Origin of the sequence: Comamonas denitrificans, from assembly GCF_017368815.1 — a bacterium.
Classification (GTDB): domain Bacteria; phylum Pseudomonadota; class Gammaproteobacteria; order Burkholderiales; family Burkholderiaceae_C; genus Comamonas; species Comamonas denitrificans.
The window spans coordinates 1-16,507 of the sequence record NZ_JAFNME010000042.1; the positions used below are offsets into that span (position 1 = coordinate 1).

At 65.5% G+C, this 16,507-nt stretch carries 14 protein-coding genes and 1 pseudogene; 8 read left to right on the forward strand and 7 right to left on the reverse strand.

Features of this window, described 5'->3' with window-relative positions; genetic code table 11:
- Positions 1-319: 319 nt before the first annotated feature.
- From J1777_RS13060 to J1777_RS13095, 8 genes are all read left to right on the forward strand, one after another.
- Positions 320-2,062 carry a ribonucleoside triphosphate reductase gene (locus J1777_RS13060; RefSeq protein ID WP_207576135.1) on the forward strand — a complete coding sequence of 581 codons (1,743 nt, stop codon included), beginning with the start codon at positions 320-322 and terminating at the stop codon, positions 2,060-2,062.
- Between the two features lie 115 nt (positions 2,063-2,177).
- Complete coding sequence (nrdD, locus tag J1777_RS13065) at positions 2,178-2,360, forward strand: anaerobic ribonucleoside-triphosphate reductase (protein ID WP_207576136.1); 183 nt, start codon at positions 2,178-2,180, stop codon at positions 2,358-2,360.
- Between the two features lie 4 nt (positions 2,361-2,364).
- A complete protein-coding gene (locus tag J1777_RS13070; RefSeq protein ID WP_207576137.1) occupies positions 2,365-3,069 on the forward strand; it encodes an anaerobic ribonucleoside-triphosphate reductase activating protein in 705 nt (234 codons plus the stop codon).
- Positions 3,070-3,141: 72 nt separating this feature from the next.
- Entirely contained in the window at positions 3,142-5,277 is a 2,136-nt protein-coding gene (locus J1777_RS13075) for a TonB-dependent receptor family protein (protein WP_242700538.1), read from the forward strand.
- Between the two features lie 16 nt (positions 5,278-5,293).
- Positions 5,294-6,295 carry an ABC transporter substrate-binding protein gene (locus J1777_RS13080; RefSeq protein WP_207576138.1) on the forward strand — a complete coding sequence of 334 codons (1,002 nt, stop codon included), beginning with the start codon at positions 5,294-5,296 and terminating at the stop codon, positions 6,293-6,295.
- A 2-nt stretch (positions 6,296-6,297) separates the two neighbouring features.
- Positions 6,298-7,089, forward strand: a complete 792-nt coding sequence (locus J1777_RS13085) for an ABC transporter permease subunit (RefSeq protein WP_207576139.1) — start codon at positions 6,298-6,300, stop codon at positions 7,087-7,089.
- Complete coding sequence (locus J1777_RS13090) at positions 7,086-7,892, forward strand: ABC transporter ATP-binding protein (RefSeq protein ID WP_207576140.1); 807 nt, start codon at positions 7,086-7,088, stop codon at positions 7,890-7,892. Before J1777_RS13085 ends, J1777_RS13090 begins: the two co-directional genes overlap by 4 nt.
- Positions 7,893-8,254: 362 nt before the next feature.
- A complete protein-coding gene (locus tag J1777_RS13095; RefSeq protein WP_207576147.1) occupies positions 8,255-9,472 on the forward strand; it encodes an NnrS family protein in 1,218 nt (405 codons plus the stop codon).
- A 32-nt stretch (positions 9,473-9,504) separates the two neighbouring features.
- Here J1777_RS13095 and J1777_RS13100 read toward each other — a convergent pair whose 3' ends face one another.
- From J1777_RS13100 to J1777_RS13130, 7 genes and pseudogenes are all read right to left on the reverse strand, one after another.
- The gene (locus J1777_RS13100) at positions 9,505-10,476 is read right to left on the reverse strand and encodes an FAD:protein FMN transferase (RefSeq protein WP_207576141.1); all 972 of its coding nucleotides are present in this window, start codon (positions 10,474-10,476) and stop codon (positions 9,505-9,507) included.
- On the reverse strand, positions 10,457-12,688 hold the full coding sequence (locus J1777_RS13105; protein ID WP_207576142.1) for a PepSY domain-containing protein: 2,232 nt from the start codon (positions 12,686-12,688) through the stop codon (positions 10,457-10,459). Before J1777_RS13105 ends, J1777_RS13100 begins: the two co-directional genes overlap by 20 nt.
- 28 nt (positions 12,689-12,716) lie before the next feature.
- On the reverse strand, positions 12,717-13,202 hold the full coding sequence (locus J1777_RS13110; protein WP_207576143.1) for a DUF2271 domain-containing protein: 486 nt from the start codon (positions 13,200-13,202) through the stop codon (positions 12,717-12,719).
- 35 nt (positions 13,203-13,237) lie between these two features.
- A complete protein-coding gene (locus tag J1777_RS13115) occupies positions 13,238-13,741 on the reverse strand; it encodes a PepSY domain-containing protein (protein ID WP_207576144.1) in 504 nt (167 codons plus the stop codon).
- Positions 13,742-14,031: 290 nt separating this feature from the next.
- Complete coding sequence (locus J1777_RS13120) at positions 14,032-14,739, reverse strand: ABC transporter ATP-binding protein (protein ID WP_207576145.1); 708 nt, start codon at positions 14,737-14,739, stop codon at positions 14,032-14,034.
- Positions 14,740-14,980: 241 nt separating this feature from the next.
- Complete coding sequence (locus J1777_RS13125; RefSeq protein WP_207576146.1) at positions 14,981-16,189, reverse strand: ABC transporter permease; 1,209 nt, start codon at positions 16,187-16,189, stop codon at positions 14,981-14,983.
- Positions 16,186-16,507 (reverse strand): annotated as a pseudogene (locus J1777_RS13130) (efflux RND transporter periplasmic adaptor subunit); the annotation flags it as partial. The gene J1777_RS13125 and the pseudogene J1777_RS13130, both read right to left, overlap by 4 nt.

Genomic DNA, 16,507 nt, shown 5'->3' on the forward strand with positions numbered 1-16,507 from the left:
GGGGTGGGGCTGGAGGAGGCTGACATAAACAATAAGGGCAACATGAAAAATGCTTTGGACTGTAGTTTTTTTGTTTTTACGTGGGCTGATCTTTGTCAAATTTTGCCGACTTATGGTTGATAAATTTACTCAAGATTTGAATAAAAACATCTTCTTAAGCCGGTTTGCAGGTGGCCCCAAGCGGGCGTGAAAAGCGGCGAATACCCCTGCTGGCAGTACCGATGAAGGTGCATTGTTTGATCTGGTTCAAACCTACATCTAGTGTTTTGAAAATACGATAAACGCTACATCTAGTGTTTTTTGTTGTTTTGGAGTGTTTATGAACCCGATCGCAGCGCCGGCCGACAGCCCCATCCAGGTAGAGGTGCAAAGCGCTATCAACGAATACCTCACCCGTGCCGATTGGCGGGTGAACGCCAACGCCAACCAGGGCTATTCCCTGGGCGGGCTGATCTTGAATGTGGCGGGCAAGGTCACGGCCAATTACTGGCTCTCGCACGTGTATGCGCCGCAAGTGGGCGAGGCCCACCGCAATGGTGACATCCATATCCATGATCTGGACATGCTCAGCGGCTACTGCGCTGGCTGGTCGCTGCGCACGCTGCTGCACGAGGGGCTGAACGGTGTGCCCGGCAAGGTCGAGGCCGGGCCGGCCAAGCACATGAGCTCAGCGGTGGGGCAGGTGGTGAACTTTTTGGGCACGCTGCAAAACGAGTGGGCCGGGGCGCAGGCCTTTTCCTCGTTCGACACCTACATGGCCCCCTTCATCCGCAAAGATGGCATGGACTACGCGCAGGTGCGCCAGTGCATCCAAGAGCTGATTTACAACCTGAACGTGCCCTCGCGCTGGGGCACACAAACGCCGTTTACCAACTTGACGTTTGACTGGACGTGCCCCGAGGACCTGCGCGAGCAGGTGCCGGTGATCGGCGGGGTGGAAATGCCGTTTTGCTACGGCGAGCTGCAAGCCGAGATGGACATGATCAACCGCGCCTACATCGACGTGATGACCACGGGCGATGCCAAGGGCCGGGTGTTCACCTTCCCCATCCCTACCTACAACATCACCAAGGACTTTCCTTGGGAGAGCGCCAACGCCGCGCTGCTGTTTGACATGACGGCCAAGTACGGCCTGCCGTATTTTCAGAACTTTGTGAACTCGGAGCTGGAGCCGCACATGGTGCGCTCCATGTGCTGCCGCCTGCAGCTGGATTTGCGCGAATTGCTCAAGCGCGGCAACGGCCTGTTTGGCAGCGCTGAGCAGACCGGCAGCGTGGGCGTGGTCACGGTGAACTGCGCCCGCCTGGGCTATCTGCACGCCGGTGACGAGCCGGCGCTGCTGGCCGCGCTGGACCGCCTGCTGGAATTGGGCAAAGACAGCCTGGAAGTCAAACGCACGCTGATTCAGCGGTTGATGGACGAGGGGCTGTTCCCCTACACCAAGCGCTACCTGGGCACGCTGCGCAACCACTTCTCCACCCTGGGCGTGAACGGCATCAACGAGATGGTGCGCAACTTCACGCACAACGTACACGACATCACCAGCGACTGGGGCCATGCCTTTGCTGTGCGCTTTCTGGACCATGTGCGCGAACGCATCGTCGCCTTTCAGGAGGAAACCGGCCACCTCTACAACCTAGAGGCCACGCCCGCCGAGGGCACCACCTACCGCTTTGCCAAGGAAGACAAAAAGCGCTGGCCCGCTATTTTGCAAGCGGGCACGCCCGAGCAGCCTTACTACACCAACAGCTCGCAACTGCCCGTGGGCTTTACCGACGACCCGTTCGAAGCCCTGCAGCGCCAGGAAAGCCTGCAAACCAAATACACCGGCGGCACGGTGCTGCACCTGTACATGGGTGAGCGCCTGTCCAGCGGCGCCGCCTGCCGGGAGCTGGTCAGGCGCTCGCTCACGCGCTTTCGGCTGCCCTACATCACGGTCACGCCCACCTTCTCGATTTGCCCCCAGCACGGCTACCTGGCCGGGGAGCACCCCTTCTGCCCCAAGTGCGATGAAGAGCGCTTGGCAGAAAAGCGCCGCCGCCAAGCTTTGCAGGCAGCGTGATGAAAACCATAGCTTTTACCGCTTGTAAAAAGGTTTTTTCAGATGCTTTTATCTTTAAAAACCAATGAATAAAAGCGGAACAAGCTATTTATTTATTCAATTGAAGGAAACCACCATGAACGCACTCTCTACCCCCGAAACCACCGCCCTGACCGCTGCCGTGCAATTGACCGATGCCGAACGCCAGCCTTGCGAAGTCTGGACACGCGTTATGGGCTACCACCGCCCGGTGGCCAGCTTCAACATTGGCAAGCAAGGCGAGCACCACGAGCGCCAGTTTTTCCGCGAGCAGCAGTAAGTCCATGGCCCGCCGGATTGCCTTGGGTGCATTGGGGGCTGCCCCATTGCGCGTCAGCGGCCTGACGCGCATGACCAGCATCGACTTTCCCGGCCAGCTGGCGGCCGTGGTGTTCTGCCAGGGCTGCCCCTGGCGCTGCGGCTATTGCCACAACCCGGATCTGCTCGATGCCACCGCGCCTGCGGCCATGGCATGGGGCGAGGTGCTGGCCTTTTTGCACCAGCGCCAAGGGCTGCTGGATGCGGTGGTCTTCTCCGGGGGCGAGCCACTGCTGCAACCCGGCCTGCCCGCCGCGTTGCAGGAAGTGCGCGCGCTGGGTTTTGCCACTGGCCTGCACACCGGCGGCATGTACCCCGAGCGCCTGGCGGCCGTTCTGCCGCACCTCGATTGGGTGGGGCTGGACATCAAGGCCCCGGAAGGCGACTACGCCCGCATCACCGCCACCCCCGGCAGTGGTGCCAAAGCCTTTGCCGGCTTGCAATGCCTGCTGGCCAGCGGCGTGGATTTTGAGTGCCGCACCACCTGGCACCCCGGCTTGTTTCCTTTTGCCGATTTACTGGCCCTGGGGCGCAGCCTGCAAACCCTGGGCGTGCGCCAGTGGGCGGTGCAGCAGTGCCGCACCCCCGATGCGGTTGCGTGGTGCTGGACGGCCGGGCAGCAGGAGGCGCTGGCCCAGGGCTGGCACGGCTTTACATTGCGCACTGCATAAAATTGATGCAAATCAATCTCATTAACTTTTTTGTGGCAATAAAATAGATGAACTTTTTTACCATCTTTTGCCATGTCCCATTTCTCCCGCTTCCGCTGCGCCTTGCGGCCCCTGGCCTGGGCCGCTGCCGTCACCTGCATTGCCACGCCCGCCGGGGTGGGGGCCCAAACCGCTGCCGTGCTGCCCGATGTGACGGTGCGTGCTGACCAAGATGGCCGCCTGCCCTTGGCCCCGTCGGCTCAGCGCGAGCGCCAGCGCCTGGAGCAACTGCCGGGCGGCACCAACCTTATCCAGCCGCAGCAAGCGGCCCGCTTGGCCACCTTGCGCGATGCGCTGGATTACCAACCCGGCATCGTGCTGCAAGACTTTTTCGGTGCCACCGACCAGCCGCGCCTGTCGATTCGTGGCTCGGGCATCCAAAGCAACCCGGTCAATCGCGGTGTGGTGCTGCTGCAAGATGGCCTGCCGCTGAACGAGGCCGATGGCTCTTTTGTCATCGGCACGCTGGAGCCACGCAACGCCGCCCTGGTCAGCGCCCGCCGGGGGGCGAACACCCTCACGCCCAGCGCCACCACCCTGGGCGGGGAGCTGGATTTTCAATCGCTCACCGGCGCGGATGAACCAGGCGTGGTGCGGGCTGAAATGGGCAGTTTTGGTCGCAAGGCCTTGCAAGGGGCCTTCGGCCTGGTCGGCCAGCAGTGGGACGGGCGCGTCAGCGTCAGCAGCGACCGTTTTGACGGCTACCGCCACCACAGCGCCTCGCGGCGCGATGCGCTGCACGCCAATGTCGGCTTGCAAAGCGGCGGGGTGGAAAACCGCACCTATCTGTCGTGGACGGATCTGGCATTTGAAATCCCCAACGTTGTGCCCAAAGACCGGGTGCGCAGCGACCCCCAGGGCGTGATGGGCGATGGCAGCACCCCGCAGGACAAGGCCATCAACATCTACCAACGCGACCCCCGCCGCGAAACCCAGCAACTGCGCCTGGCCAACCGCACGCGCTGGGGCAGCGATGCGCTGCGCCAGGAGGTGGGCGTGTATTGGCAGGACACGGACGATTGGTTCAAAGACCCGGCCGTGAGTACGCGCACCGACAGCACCACCTTTGGGGCGCAGTGGCGGGCCGATGGCCAGGTGGGCGCGGGCCTGCAATGGCACACGGCGCTGGCCTGGTCGCGCAGCACCATGGACCGCACGCTCAACGCCGTCAGCCCCGCCAACGGCCGCGATTTGCAGCGCTTTGGCGCTTACGACCTGACCGCCGACAACCTGCAAGCCCAGGTGGGGGCCCACTGGCAATTGGCCCCGGCGTGGAGTCTGGTGGGCCAGCTGGGCGGGAGCCAGCAACGCCGCGATGCCACCAGCCGCCAAACCGGCCAAACCCTGAATCAGCAATGGACGTTCGCCACGCCCAAGCTGGGGCTGAACTGGCAGCTCACGCCCAGCACCCGCCTGTGGGCCAATATCAGCCGCAGCCAGGAAGCGCCCACGTTCTGGGAAATCGTCACCGGTGCCGTGCCCAACCCGGGCAACCCGGCGACCGCCGTCAGCGGATTGACCCCACTGAAATTGCAACGCGCCACCACCTGGGAGCTGGGCGGCCAGGGCCAGTGGGGCACAGGCAACCGCGCCACGCATTGGCAACTGGCGCTGTACCGCAGCCAGGTGGCCGACGAGATCATGAGCGTGACGGATGCCAACGGCCTGTCGGCCAGTACCACCAATTACGCGGGCGGCACCCGCCACCAGGGCATCGAGGCCGGGCTGAACGGCAGTTTTGCCCTGGGCCAAGGCGCTTTGGACTGGCGCGGTTCCTGGACGCTGAGCGACTTTCGCTTCAAGGACGGCATCTACGCTGGCAACCGCATTGCCGGGGTGCCGCGCCACCTGATCAATGCCGAGGTGCTGTGGCGCATCGCCACCACCAGCGGCACCTGGCGCATCGGCCCCAACCTGCGCTGGATGCCCAGGGCCACGCCCATCGACCACGCCAACACGGCGGGCAGCACGCAGGACAGCTATGCCCTGCTGGGCTTGCAACTGCAATGGCAGCAAGGCCCGTGGATGGCCTACCTGATGGCCGAAAACCTGACCGATCGGCGCTACGCCAGCAGTTTTGCCATCCGCAACCAAGCCACCGCAGCCCAGCCCGGCTACCTGCCCGGGGTGGGGCGCAGCGTGACGGTGGGCATGCGGTACAAGTTTTAAACGAGGAGCCCCTGCCATGCCGCCTGTCGTAAACCGCCGCCAACTGCTGCAAACGGCCGCTGCCTTGGCGGCCCCCACCGTGCTGCCTGCCTGGGCGGCCCCTCTGCCGCAGCTAACCCTGTCCGGGCCACCGGCCATTGTGTCGGCCCCCTTGATCCACATGGCGCAAAGCAATGCGCTGGCGGGTGTGGCGGCCAAAACGGTCTTCACCCCGTGGCGTGACCCCGATCAGCTGCGCGTGCTGGCGATTGGCAACAAGGCCGACATCCTGGCCATGCCGAGCAACGTCGCGGCCAACCTCTACAACCGGGGCGCGGGGGTGCAGCTGCTGAATATTGCCACCTGGGGGGCGCTGTGGGTGGTCACCCGCGATGGGCAGCGCCAAACTCTGTTGGACTTCAAGGGCGAGGAAATCGCCGTGCCTTTTCGGGGGGACATGCCCGACATCATGCTGCAGCTGCTGTGCGCCAAACAGGGCATCAACGCCCAGCGCGACCTGCAGCTGCGCTACGTGCCCTCGCCCATGGAGGCCATGCAGCTCTTAATTACCCGGCGCGTGCGCCATGCCCTGCTGGTGGAGCCGGGGGTGTCGATGGCGCTGCGCAAAACCCAGTCCTTTCCCGTCAATGTGGTGGCCCCTGAATTGCACCGGGGAGTCGATCTGCAGCAGGAATGGGGGCGGCTGTTCAAGCGCCCGCCGCGCATTCCGCAGGCCGGGATAGCGGCCGTGGGCGCGGTGCGTCAGCGCCCCGAGGTGCTGGCCGCTGTGCAAAAAGCGTACGCCGCATCGGTGGCCTGGTGCCGGGCCAACCCACTGGAGTGCGGCCAGCTGGTGGCGCAGTACGTCGATCTGCTCACCCCCGAGGCGGTAGCCGATGCCTTGCCACACAGCCAGCTGGAGGCCGTGCCGGTGGCTGCGGCGCGATCGGAGATCGACTTTTTCTACCAGCAGCTGTTGGCGCAAAACCCCAGCCTGCTCGGTGGCAAGCTGCCCGATGCGGGCCTGTTTGGAGGCTAGCCGTGGGGGTGTTGTGGCGCTTGCTGCGCGGTATGCCCGCGTATTTGTGGAGTGGCTGGGGCGCCGGTGCCAGCCTGTTGCTGTTTATCGCCCTGTGGGAGCTGGGCGCAGCGTATTACGGCGAGCTGATCTTGCCCGACCCGCGCACCACCTTCTCCACCCTGGGGCAGTTGCTGCAATCGGGCCAGGCCTGGCCCGAGCTGTGGACGACCGCCCGCCGCGCCCTGACCGGGCTGCTGCTGGCCGTGACTGTGGGCAGCGGTTTGGGGATGCTGGCCGGCCTGTCAATGACGGCGGCCATGATGGCCCGCCCCTGGGTCACCTTGCTGCTGGGCATGCCCCCCATCGCCTGGCTGGTGCTGGCCATGCTGTGGTTTGGCGCGGGCGACGGTACGCCGGTGTTTACGGTGTTTGTCGCCTGCCTGCCGGTGGTCTTTATTGGTGCCTTGCAAGGCACGCGCACCTTGGATTTGCATTTGAAGGATATGGCCCGCGCCTACCGGCTGCCCTGGCGCATGCGCCTGCTGGATGTGTACCTGCCCCATGTGGCGGCCTATTTGTTTCCGGCGTGGATCACGGCCCTGGGGTCGTCGTGGAAGGTGGCGGTGATGGCCGAGCTGCTGGCCACCAGCGACGGCGTGGGCGCAGCCCTGGCCGTGTCGCGCTCGCACCTGGACATGGGGGCCTCGCTGGCCTGGATTTGTGCCGTGGTCGGCATCTTGTTGCTGCTGGAGTACGGCGTGCTCGAACCCATCAAGCGTGAGCTGGAGCGCTGGCGCGAGGCCGGAGCATGACGGCGGCCAATACGCACCAACTGCGCGTGCGCGCCCTGCGCCATGCCTACGGCCCGACGGTGATTCTGGACAACGTCGCGCTGCGCGTGCCCGCAGGCCGCACCGTGGCGCTGGTGGGCCCATCCGGCTGCGGCAAAACCACGCTGCTGCACCTGTGCGCCGGGTTGCTAGAGGTGCAGGAGGGGCGCATCACCCAGCCCTTTGCCCCCACGGCGGTCATGTTCCAGCAGCCGCGCCTGCTGCCCTGGATGGCGGTGCTGGACAACATCGCCCTGGCCCTGAAAGCCCAGGGTGTGGACAAACGCCAGCGCCACGCGCAGGCGCGGCAGATGGCCCTGGCGCTGGGCCTGCCCGAACTGTCGCTGGCGCAATACCCGGCAGAACTTTCGGGCGGGATGCAAAGCCGCGTGGCCCTGGCCCGCGCCCTGGTGCTGGCCCCCAAGCTGCTGCTGATGGACGAGCCGTTTTCCGCCCTGGACGTGGGCCTGCGCTACCAGTTGCACCAGTTGCTGCTGGAGCAGCAAGCCGCCAGCGGCATGGCGGTGTTGCTGATCACCCACGACCTGATGGAAGCCGTGCGCCTGGCGGACGATGTGCTGGTCATGGCCCCCGGCCCGGGGCGCATCGTGGCGCACTACCAGCCTGCAGGCGCGGCGTTGGCCCGCACCGATGACCTGGTGTACCGCTGCGCTGCCGAGCTGCAACAGCACCCCCGGGTGCGGGCGGCGTTTGAATTGCCGGGGGTGGGGCAGGCGGCGGATGGCGCTTTGGGGCGGTGGCAGGAGGTGGGAGGAGGCAATTAAATTGATAGCTTGTACCGCTTGGATTAAATGGTTTTTAGGTGTTTTTATTTATTAAATCAAATGGATTTGAGCGGTAATAACTATCTTTTTGTTTTTTGGGTTTGCTGGCCGGGTCTCGCCCCGGCGGGCGACCTCCTTTCTTGCCCGCGCAAGAAAGGAGGCAAAGAAGGCGTGCTGCGCAGCGTGAATACCTGCCGTGGAACTCGCTTCGCGCCCTGCGGGCGCTGCGCTCGGACAGCCACGGCAAATATGAATGGGTAGAGGCATGCCGGTGCAAAGGTGGCGCTTTTTCTTGGTGCTCTCGGAATCGGTCAAGACATGCTGGTGCAAAGGCTGCGCTTCTTTTTGGTGTTTTTGAAATGATGAATCTTCCGTCTTCTCCCTTGGATCGCCGGCATCCCGTGTGGATTTGCGCCATGCGCCCGTTTTTTCTGCTGGCGCTGGTCTGCGCCATCTCCTTGTTGTGCTGGTGGGGCGGGGTGCTGGCCTGGGGGTGGCCGGTGCCTGCCGTGGCGGGCGGGGCCATTGTTTGGCACGCGCATGAGCTGGTGCTGGGCCTGGCCGTGGCGGCGGTGGCCGGTTTTGCGCTGACGGCCTTGCCGGAATTTACCGGTGTGGCCTGCGGCACCTGCCGCCAGTTGCGCGTGCTGGTCGGGCTGTGGCTGCTGGTGCGCCTGGGGTTTTGGGCCTCGGGGGCGCTGGGCCTGCCTGCCCTGGTGCTGGCGGGGGCCAGCCAGCTGGTGCTGTTGCTGGGCGTGGCCTGGGTGTTGCTGCCCGCGTTTCAAACGGCCACCGGGCGGCGGCACTGGGCGTTTGCCTGGCTGGTGCTGGCCCTGGCCGTGACCAGCGCCGGGTTTTACAGCGATGCCCTGCGCGGCCTGCCGGGCCTGCGTTGGCTGGATGCCACGGTGGGGGTGCTGATGCTGCTGATTGTGGTGGCGGCCAGCCGTATCTCGATGCGCATTGTGAACAACGCGATTGATGAAATCACCCCCGGGGCTGACCCCTACCTGGCGCGGCCGCCCCGGCGCACGATGGCAGCGCTGTGCATTGGTTTTTATACCGGGGCGGAATTTATTGCGCCTGGGCAGCCGGTGACGGGCTGGCTGGGGCTGGCCGCAGCGGCGGCCATGCTCAACCTGCTTAACGACTGGCATGTGGGCCGCCCGCTGTGGAAGAAGCGCTTTCCCACGCTGCTCTACGCCATGTACTGGTGCATGGTGCTGGGCTACGCTGCGTTGGGGGCGGCGCAGCTGGGCTGGCTGAGCGGCGGGATGAGCGCCGGGCGGCACTTTTTGACCATGGGGGCCATCGGGCTGGGGATTTTTATCGTGCTGTCGATTGCCGGCCGGGCCCACGTTGGGCGGCCTTCCGACCCCGGCCCCTGGCTGGGTCTGGGCGGTGCCGTGCTGTTGCTGGCTACTCTTTGGCGGGCCATGGGGGCCGTGCACGGGGTGGGTTGGCCGGTATTGGCTGGCGCTGCGCTGCTGTGGTGCCTGGCGTTTGGCATTTTGGCTTGGCGTGTGGCCCCTGGGCTGTGGCTGGCCCGCACCGATGGCAAAACGGGGTGCGCTGATTAGGGCCGAGCGTAGGGCCGAGCGCCCATGCCTGTTTAGCTGGCCCAGCGCCCCAGCCCCAGCTCTACCCAACCGCTGCCCCGGCGCAGCAGCCACAGCGCTTGCAGCCCCAGGCGCTGGGCCAGGGCCAAACCGGCGGTGTCGCCCAGCACCAGCAAGGCGGTGGCCCAGGCATCGGCCCACATGCAGTTGGGGGCCAGCACGCTGACACTGGCCACGCCATTGCGCACGGGGGCCTGCTGGCGGCCATCCATGCTGTGGGCGATGCGGGTATCGCCCAGGGCAAAGTAATGGCGGTAGTCGCCCGAGGTGGCAATGGCCATGTCCTGCAGTTCGACCACACCATGCACCGCGCGGCGTTGTGGCTCGGGGCTTTCCACGGCCACGGGCCAGGGGTGGCCGCTGGCCTGGTGGCCCAGTGCGTACAGCTCGCCATCCAGCGCGACCAGGGCATGGCCAATGCCGTGCTGGCGCAGTTGTGCGCTCATGCGATCGACGGCAAACCCTTTGGCAATGCCGCACAAATCCAAGGTGAGCGGGGCCAGCTTGCGCAGTTGGCCGCCTTGGCGCTGCAGCACGTCCCAGGTGGGCGGGCGTGGTTGCTGCCGGGTGTGTGCAATGGCCTGGGCATCGGGGGCGGTAGCGCTGCCAAAGCCCCAGGCGTGTACCAAATCGCCTACGCCGGGGTCGAACGCGCCGTTGCTCAGGCGGGCGACTTCTAGGGCGCAATCGAGCACGTGCAAAAACTCCGTGGGCAGCTCCAACCACTGCCCCACAGGCGCACGGTTGCAGCGCAGCAAATCACTGTCCGCCCGAAAAGGGGACATTTGCGCATCCACCTGCGCCACAGCGGCTGCCAAGTCGTGGCGCAAAGCCGCTTGCTGCGGGCCGGACAAGTCGGCATCCAGCGTGACCGACCAGCGGGTGCCCATGGTGGGGCCGTGCAGGTGCAGCCGGGGCAGTTGCGGGTCTGGCGCAGGCAGCGCGTTAAAACACATCTTGGGCATAGCGTTGTGCCTCCTTGAGCTCGTGCAGGGATTGGCCTTGGCGGGCCAGGATGTCTTGCAGCACGGCCTCTACCGCTTGGGCCATGGCCTGGCTGCCGCACACGCGCACCTGGGCCCCTTGGGCCAGCCAGGTGGCAATGCGGGCGCTGTCCTGGCGCAACAGGTCTTGCACATAGCGGCCCGGGCTGCCCCGGGAAAAAGCGGTGTGCAGGCTGCTCAGTTGTCCGCTGGCCAGCCAGGCGTGCAGTTCGTGCGCAAAAAACAAATCCTGCCCTGGGTGGCGTGCCCCGGCAAACAAGTGCATGGGCCGCGCCGGGTGGGCACGGATCAGGCCCACCAAAGGCGCAATGCCCGTGCCCGCGCCAATCAGCAGCACGGGGCTGTGGCCCGGCGGCAGGGCAAAGCCGGGGTTGGGGCGGACAAAGGCTTGCAGCGTTTGCCCGGTTTGCAGGCCGTGCAGAAAGGTCGAGCAATAGCCACCGGGGAGCAAACGCACGCAAATTTGTGCGCTGCCATCGGCTTGGCTGCTGGCCAGCGAGTAATAGCGCGGTAGCCGTTGGCCGGGGGGCACGATGCCCAGCAAATCGCCCCCCTGAAAGGCGGGCAAAGCCGCCCCGGCCGGGCTGGCCTGCAAATGCAGCACCACTGCGGGCGGGGCATCGGCACAGGGGTAATCTTGGCGCTGCACCAGGGTAAAGGGCTGGGTGGCGGGCAGGGGCGGGCAATAGTCCAGCGCCAGGGTCGGCTCCAGCCCCAGGGCATGGCCCAGGCTGCGCCCCCAGCGGGCAAAGGCTTGGGGCGATTGTTGGTGGATGCCTTCCCAGGGCAGCAGCTGTGGCCACCCTTGGGTGGTGAAGCATTGCGCCAAGGCTTGGGCAAAGCCGCAAAACTGCGGGTATTGCCGATCACCAAACCCCAGGATGGCCATGGGGATGGAGGGCGGGGCGGCGGGCCGCTGTTGTGCCAGCTGGCGCAGCACGTGGCGGGCGTGGTGGGGGGCCTGACCAGCGCCATAGGTGGCCGCCAAAATGATGATGCGCTGGGTGGCGGCATGGTGCTGGAAATGCTCTAAAGCGGCGCTGTGAACCTTCAGGCCCCGTGCCACCAGGGCCTGGTGCAGGGCCTGGGCAAAGCCCCAGGTGCTGCCGCCTTCGCTGGCCACAAAAATCAAGGTATCGGCCTGCGCAGCAGGGCTGTTGTGCGCCGCCAGCGCTGGAGTGGCTGCCAGTTTTCGGGTCTGCCGTGCGCTCCACCACAGGCGCAGGCCGGTATAGCTCAGCAGCACGGTGGCCATGCTGGCCCCCGCTAAAACCAGCGCCCACAGCCAGGAAGCCTCGCCCGTGTGCAGCCACCGCGCCCAGCGGTACAGCCACTGGCTGGGGCCGGTGGCCTCCCAGGCCAGCAGCTTGCCGCTGTAGCGGTCAATCCAGCCGTGGCCTTGCTGGGTGCGGATTTCCCAGCTTTGCGCCGCATCGTCGGTGCTGGGAAAGCGCAGCACCTCCAAATCTTGCACGCGGTAGGCGTGCAAGGCGCTGAGGGCTTGCGGTGGCAAAGGGGTGCCTTGCACGGTGCTCAGGGGTTCTGCCGCTTCCAGGGTGGGCTCGGTCTCTAGCCAGCCCTGGGTGGCTGCGGCCAAAACCAAAGCCGCCGCGCTGGAGATGAGCAGCAACGGCACCCCCCAGCGGCCCCATTGCACATGCAGGCGCTGCAGGGTGCTGCCTGGCACCGGGCCGTACAGCCGCCGCCAGCCCCCCATGCGGCGCAGCAGCAGCGCCCAGCCGCTGAGGCTGAGCACCAGCATCGCCGCCGCTGCACTGGCCGCCAGCCAGCGCCCTGCATCGCCCAGCAGCAACTGGCGGTGCAGGTTTTTCACCCAGCGCGGCAACAGGCTGGGCTGGTAGGGGCCCAGCACCTGGGCGCTGGCCGGGTGGATGCGCCAGGCCTGGGCTTGCTCGCCGTCAAAGGCGTACACCACCAGGGTGCCTGCAGGCTGGCGGCGCAGCGCTTCCACCCCTGGGATGGTCTGCTGCACCTGCTGGGCCAGCGCGGGCAAACTCAGGGCTGGGCCGGGGCTGTTGGCAGTGGTTTGCGCAAACTGTGTGGCGTGGCTTCTCAGGGGTTCAAGGGCCAGCACCCACCCGGTCAGCGCCAGCACCACCACCAGCAGCCCCAGGCCCAAGGCCAGGGAGCGGTGCAGTAGTTTCCAGGGCATGGTTGCGTTCCTTATCGTTATCGTGCGGTCAAGGCAAATCAAACCGTGTGGATTGGATGTATTGCTTGCCACGCACGGGCTGGCCCGCTTGCGCGGTGCTTAGGGGCAAGCGCACTTCGGCTGGGCTGTCGCGCTGGTCTTCTACCGCTGCGTCGATGCGGATTTCATACCCGGCATCCAGCAGGGCATCGGCCAGATCGGCGGTGACTTTGAGCGTGCGGCCCGCGCCCACGCTGGCACCCGTGACCCCCAGCAGGCGCTGGTTGTCGGCGGCAGACAGGCGGCTCCAGGCACTCAAGTGCTTGTAGTACTTGGCTTTGCTCCCAGCCACCCACAGGGTGCCGGCGTAGGCTCCCTGGGCGTTGGTCAGGTAAACGGCCAGGTAGGCCCCATCGCCGTTGTAATTTTTCAATTGGGTGGTAATCGTGACGGGGCGGCTTTGCGCCAGGCCGGGCAGCAGCAAGGCGCAGGCGGCGGCAATGGCGCCCAGGCGGGGCAGGGTGAAGGCAGTCATGGCAGTGCTTTCGGTGGGGTTGGGGGGCGGGCGGCTTATTCAACCGTGGCGCTGCTGCGGATGGCCGGGCGCTGGGGCGTACCGGACGTACCGGACGTACCGGGTGCAGCGGGTGCAGCGGGTGCAGCGCTTGCCGGGTTGGCCAGTGGCAGGTCGGTGCTCATTCCCTGCCCTTGGGGTTGGCTGGGGCCGTCGTGCGCGTCGCTGTCTTTGCGGCGTTTTTTGGTTTTGAACTTCACCAGCTCCAAGCTCTGGGGATCGAGCTTGGCCTTGAAGCGCTGGCCTTGGGCATCGGTGCCGCGCACTTCGTAGCAGCCATCGTCGATGCCAATGCGCTCCACTTGCCAGCCGCGTTGCGTGGCCATGCTTTGCACGGCGGTGCGTGGCTGCCATTGGGCGGCGGGCACTTCGCAATCGTCATCGGCCCAGGCCGGGGCACTGCTGACCAGCAGGCCTGCCAGGGCCACGCTGGGCCACCAAGCGCGGCGGCGCTGGGCGGGTGCGGATGTGTGGGAGGGGTGGGGGTAAAAGTGGGTCATGCTGGGCTCCTTCTGGGGTCAAGACAGCAAACACTGCTGTTGGGAGCCATTGTTGAAAACCCGCCGTGAACCCAGGCTGAAGGCGCAGTTCAGCTGGCGTTCATCTGCGCGGCCATCATCTGCGCGGCTTAGAACGTGTTCACGATCTCCTCATGGGTGTGCGGGCGCGGCTTCGGGCGGTCTGCGTCGTTGCAAATCCTCGCAATAGCCAAGCTATTGCTGTGGTTTGCGCCTCGCAACCCATCCCCAACCGCATCCCCCACACCTTCATTCGAGATCATGAACACGTTCTAAACGCTGCGCCCCTGGCCGGCTTCTTCGTGGGTTTGCCCGTCACGAATGTGGTAGATGCGCTGGAAGGTGGGGATGATTTTTTCGTCGTGCGTGACCACGATGATGGCGGTTTGGTACTGCTGGGCCATGGCGTTCAAGATGCGCACCACGGCCAGGGCGCGTTCGCTGTCCAGCGGGGCGGTGGGCTCATCGGCCAGGATCACGGGCGGGCGATTGACCAGGCCCCGGGCAATGGCCACGCGCTGCTGTTCGCCACCCGAGAGCTGGCTTGGCATGGCCTGGGCGCGGTGCTGTACGTCCAGCGCGGTGAGCAGTTCCAGCGCTTGGGCGCGGGCCGGGGCATCAGGCATGCCGGCCAGCATGGGCAGCAGGGCCACGTTGTCGATGACGTTCAAAAACGGTATCAGGTAGGGCGCTTGAAACACAAAGCCAATCTTGTCGCGGCGCAGCGCCCGCAGGTCGCGCACCTGCCAGCGGCCGTCGTTAAAAATGGTTTCTTCCCCCAGCGTCATGCGCCCGCTGGTGGGGTCGATTACGGCACCCAGGCATTTGAGCAAAGTGCTTTTGCCGGAACCTGATGGGCCAATCAGCCCCACCACCTCGCCGGGGGCCACGTGCAGGTTCACGTCTTTCAGCGCCAGCACGGCGGTATCGCCTTGGCCGTAGCGCTTGCTCAGGTGTTCGATGTGGATGCCGTGGTGCATGGGCTATTTCTTAATAAAAAAGGCTTTTAAGGCTTATGGGGTAAGCGGTTGCAGCTATTAAATATAGTGATTGAAGCCTAAGAACGTGTTCACGATCTCCTCATGGGTGTGCGGGCGCGGCTTCGGGCGGTCTGCGTCGTTGCAAATCCTCGCAATAGCCAAGCTATTGCTGTGGTTTGCGCCTCGCAACCCATCCCGAACCGCATCCCCCACACCTTCATTCGAGATCATGAACACGTTCTTAGCCAATGGCTTCGGCCGGGTCAATGCGCAGCGCAATGCGGATGGCCACCACGCTGGCCAGGGCGCAAATGGCCAGCACCGCCGCCAGCGCGGCCACGCTGTCCTGGGGCAGCAGGAGCACGTATTTGGGAAAGATGGGTGCTGAAAAAGTGGCGCTGATTTTGCCCACGGCAAAGCCAATCAACCCCAGGGCCAGGGCCTGCTGCAAGATCATCCAGGCGATGGTGCGGTTGCGCGTGCCAATGAGCTTGAGCACGGCGATTTCGCGGATTTTGTCCATCGTCAGCGTGTAGATGATGAAGGCCACAATCGCTGCGCTCACCGCCGCCAAAATCACCAGAAACATGCCGATCTGCTTGGCCGAGGTGGCGATCAGCTTGCTCACCAGCACTTCTTGCATCTGCGCACGGGTAAACACCGTGAAGCGCTTGGCGCGGGCAATGGTGTCGGCCACGGCAGCGGCATCCGCCCCAGGGGCCAGGCGCACCAAGACGGCATTCACCGAAGTGCTGCTGGCTTGGCTGGCATTCACAGCATCGAGCACCTGCTGCTGCCCCGGACGGTTGAAGGCCGGGTTGCTGGCCGTGCGGGCGCGTTGGCGCCAGATGGCATCGTTGTCTTTTAAAAACTGCGCCTCCTGCGCATCCTTCAAAGGGATGAACACCATCGGGTCGCCGCTGGAGGAGACCATGCGCTGCGTCAGCCCCACCACCCGGTAGCGGTGGCGGCGCAGGGTGATTTCTTCGCCCAGGGCCAAGCCGGTGGCCACATCGGCCACGGCCTCGTAATGGCTGCGCACCACGTGCCGCCCGGCCACCAGGTGCGGCGGCCAGCCCGCCGTGGCCGCCTGCGTGGCCGGGGCCAGGCCCACCACCATGGCCCGCACCTCCTGCCCGGTGGCCGTGCGGCGCACCTGCATGGTGAAGTAGGTCACGTTGGCCGCTTCGGCCACGCCGGGCACCGAGCGCACCATGCGCCAGGCATCGTCGGCCAGGCTGGACGATTCGGCATACGGCCCCTGGGTGTCTTGCTGCACCACCCACAGGTCAGCGCCGCTGTTGTCCAGCAGGGCTTGGCCGTCATCGACCATGCCCCGGTACACCCCGGCCATGATCAGCGTCACGCCAATCAGCAGGCCCAGGCCCAGGCCGGTAAATACAAACTTGCCCCAGCTGTGCAGAATGTCGCGCCCGGCCAAAGAGATCATGGCGCGGCCTTGGGCTGGGTGTTTGGCTGGGCGCTTGGCTGGGCCGCTGCCAGATGCTCAACCACCTGCACCCGTGCGCCTGCGTGCAGGGCTTTGGCGCTGTGCAGCACCACGGTGTCGCCCGCTTGCAGCCCAGCGAGCACCTGCACATTGCCCTGCAGATCGTTGCGGCCCAGCGTGACCGGGGCAAAGCGCAGCCCGTCTGCCGTGCGCTGCCACACGCCGCGCTCCAGCCCTTGGCGCTGCACGGCGGCCAGGGGAATCACCGGCGTGGGCGGCAGGGGCGGGGTGTCCAACGTTACCTCGGCCAATTCGCCC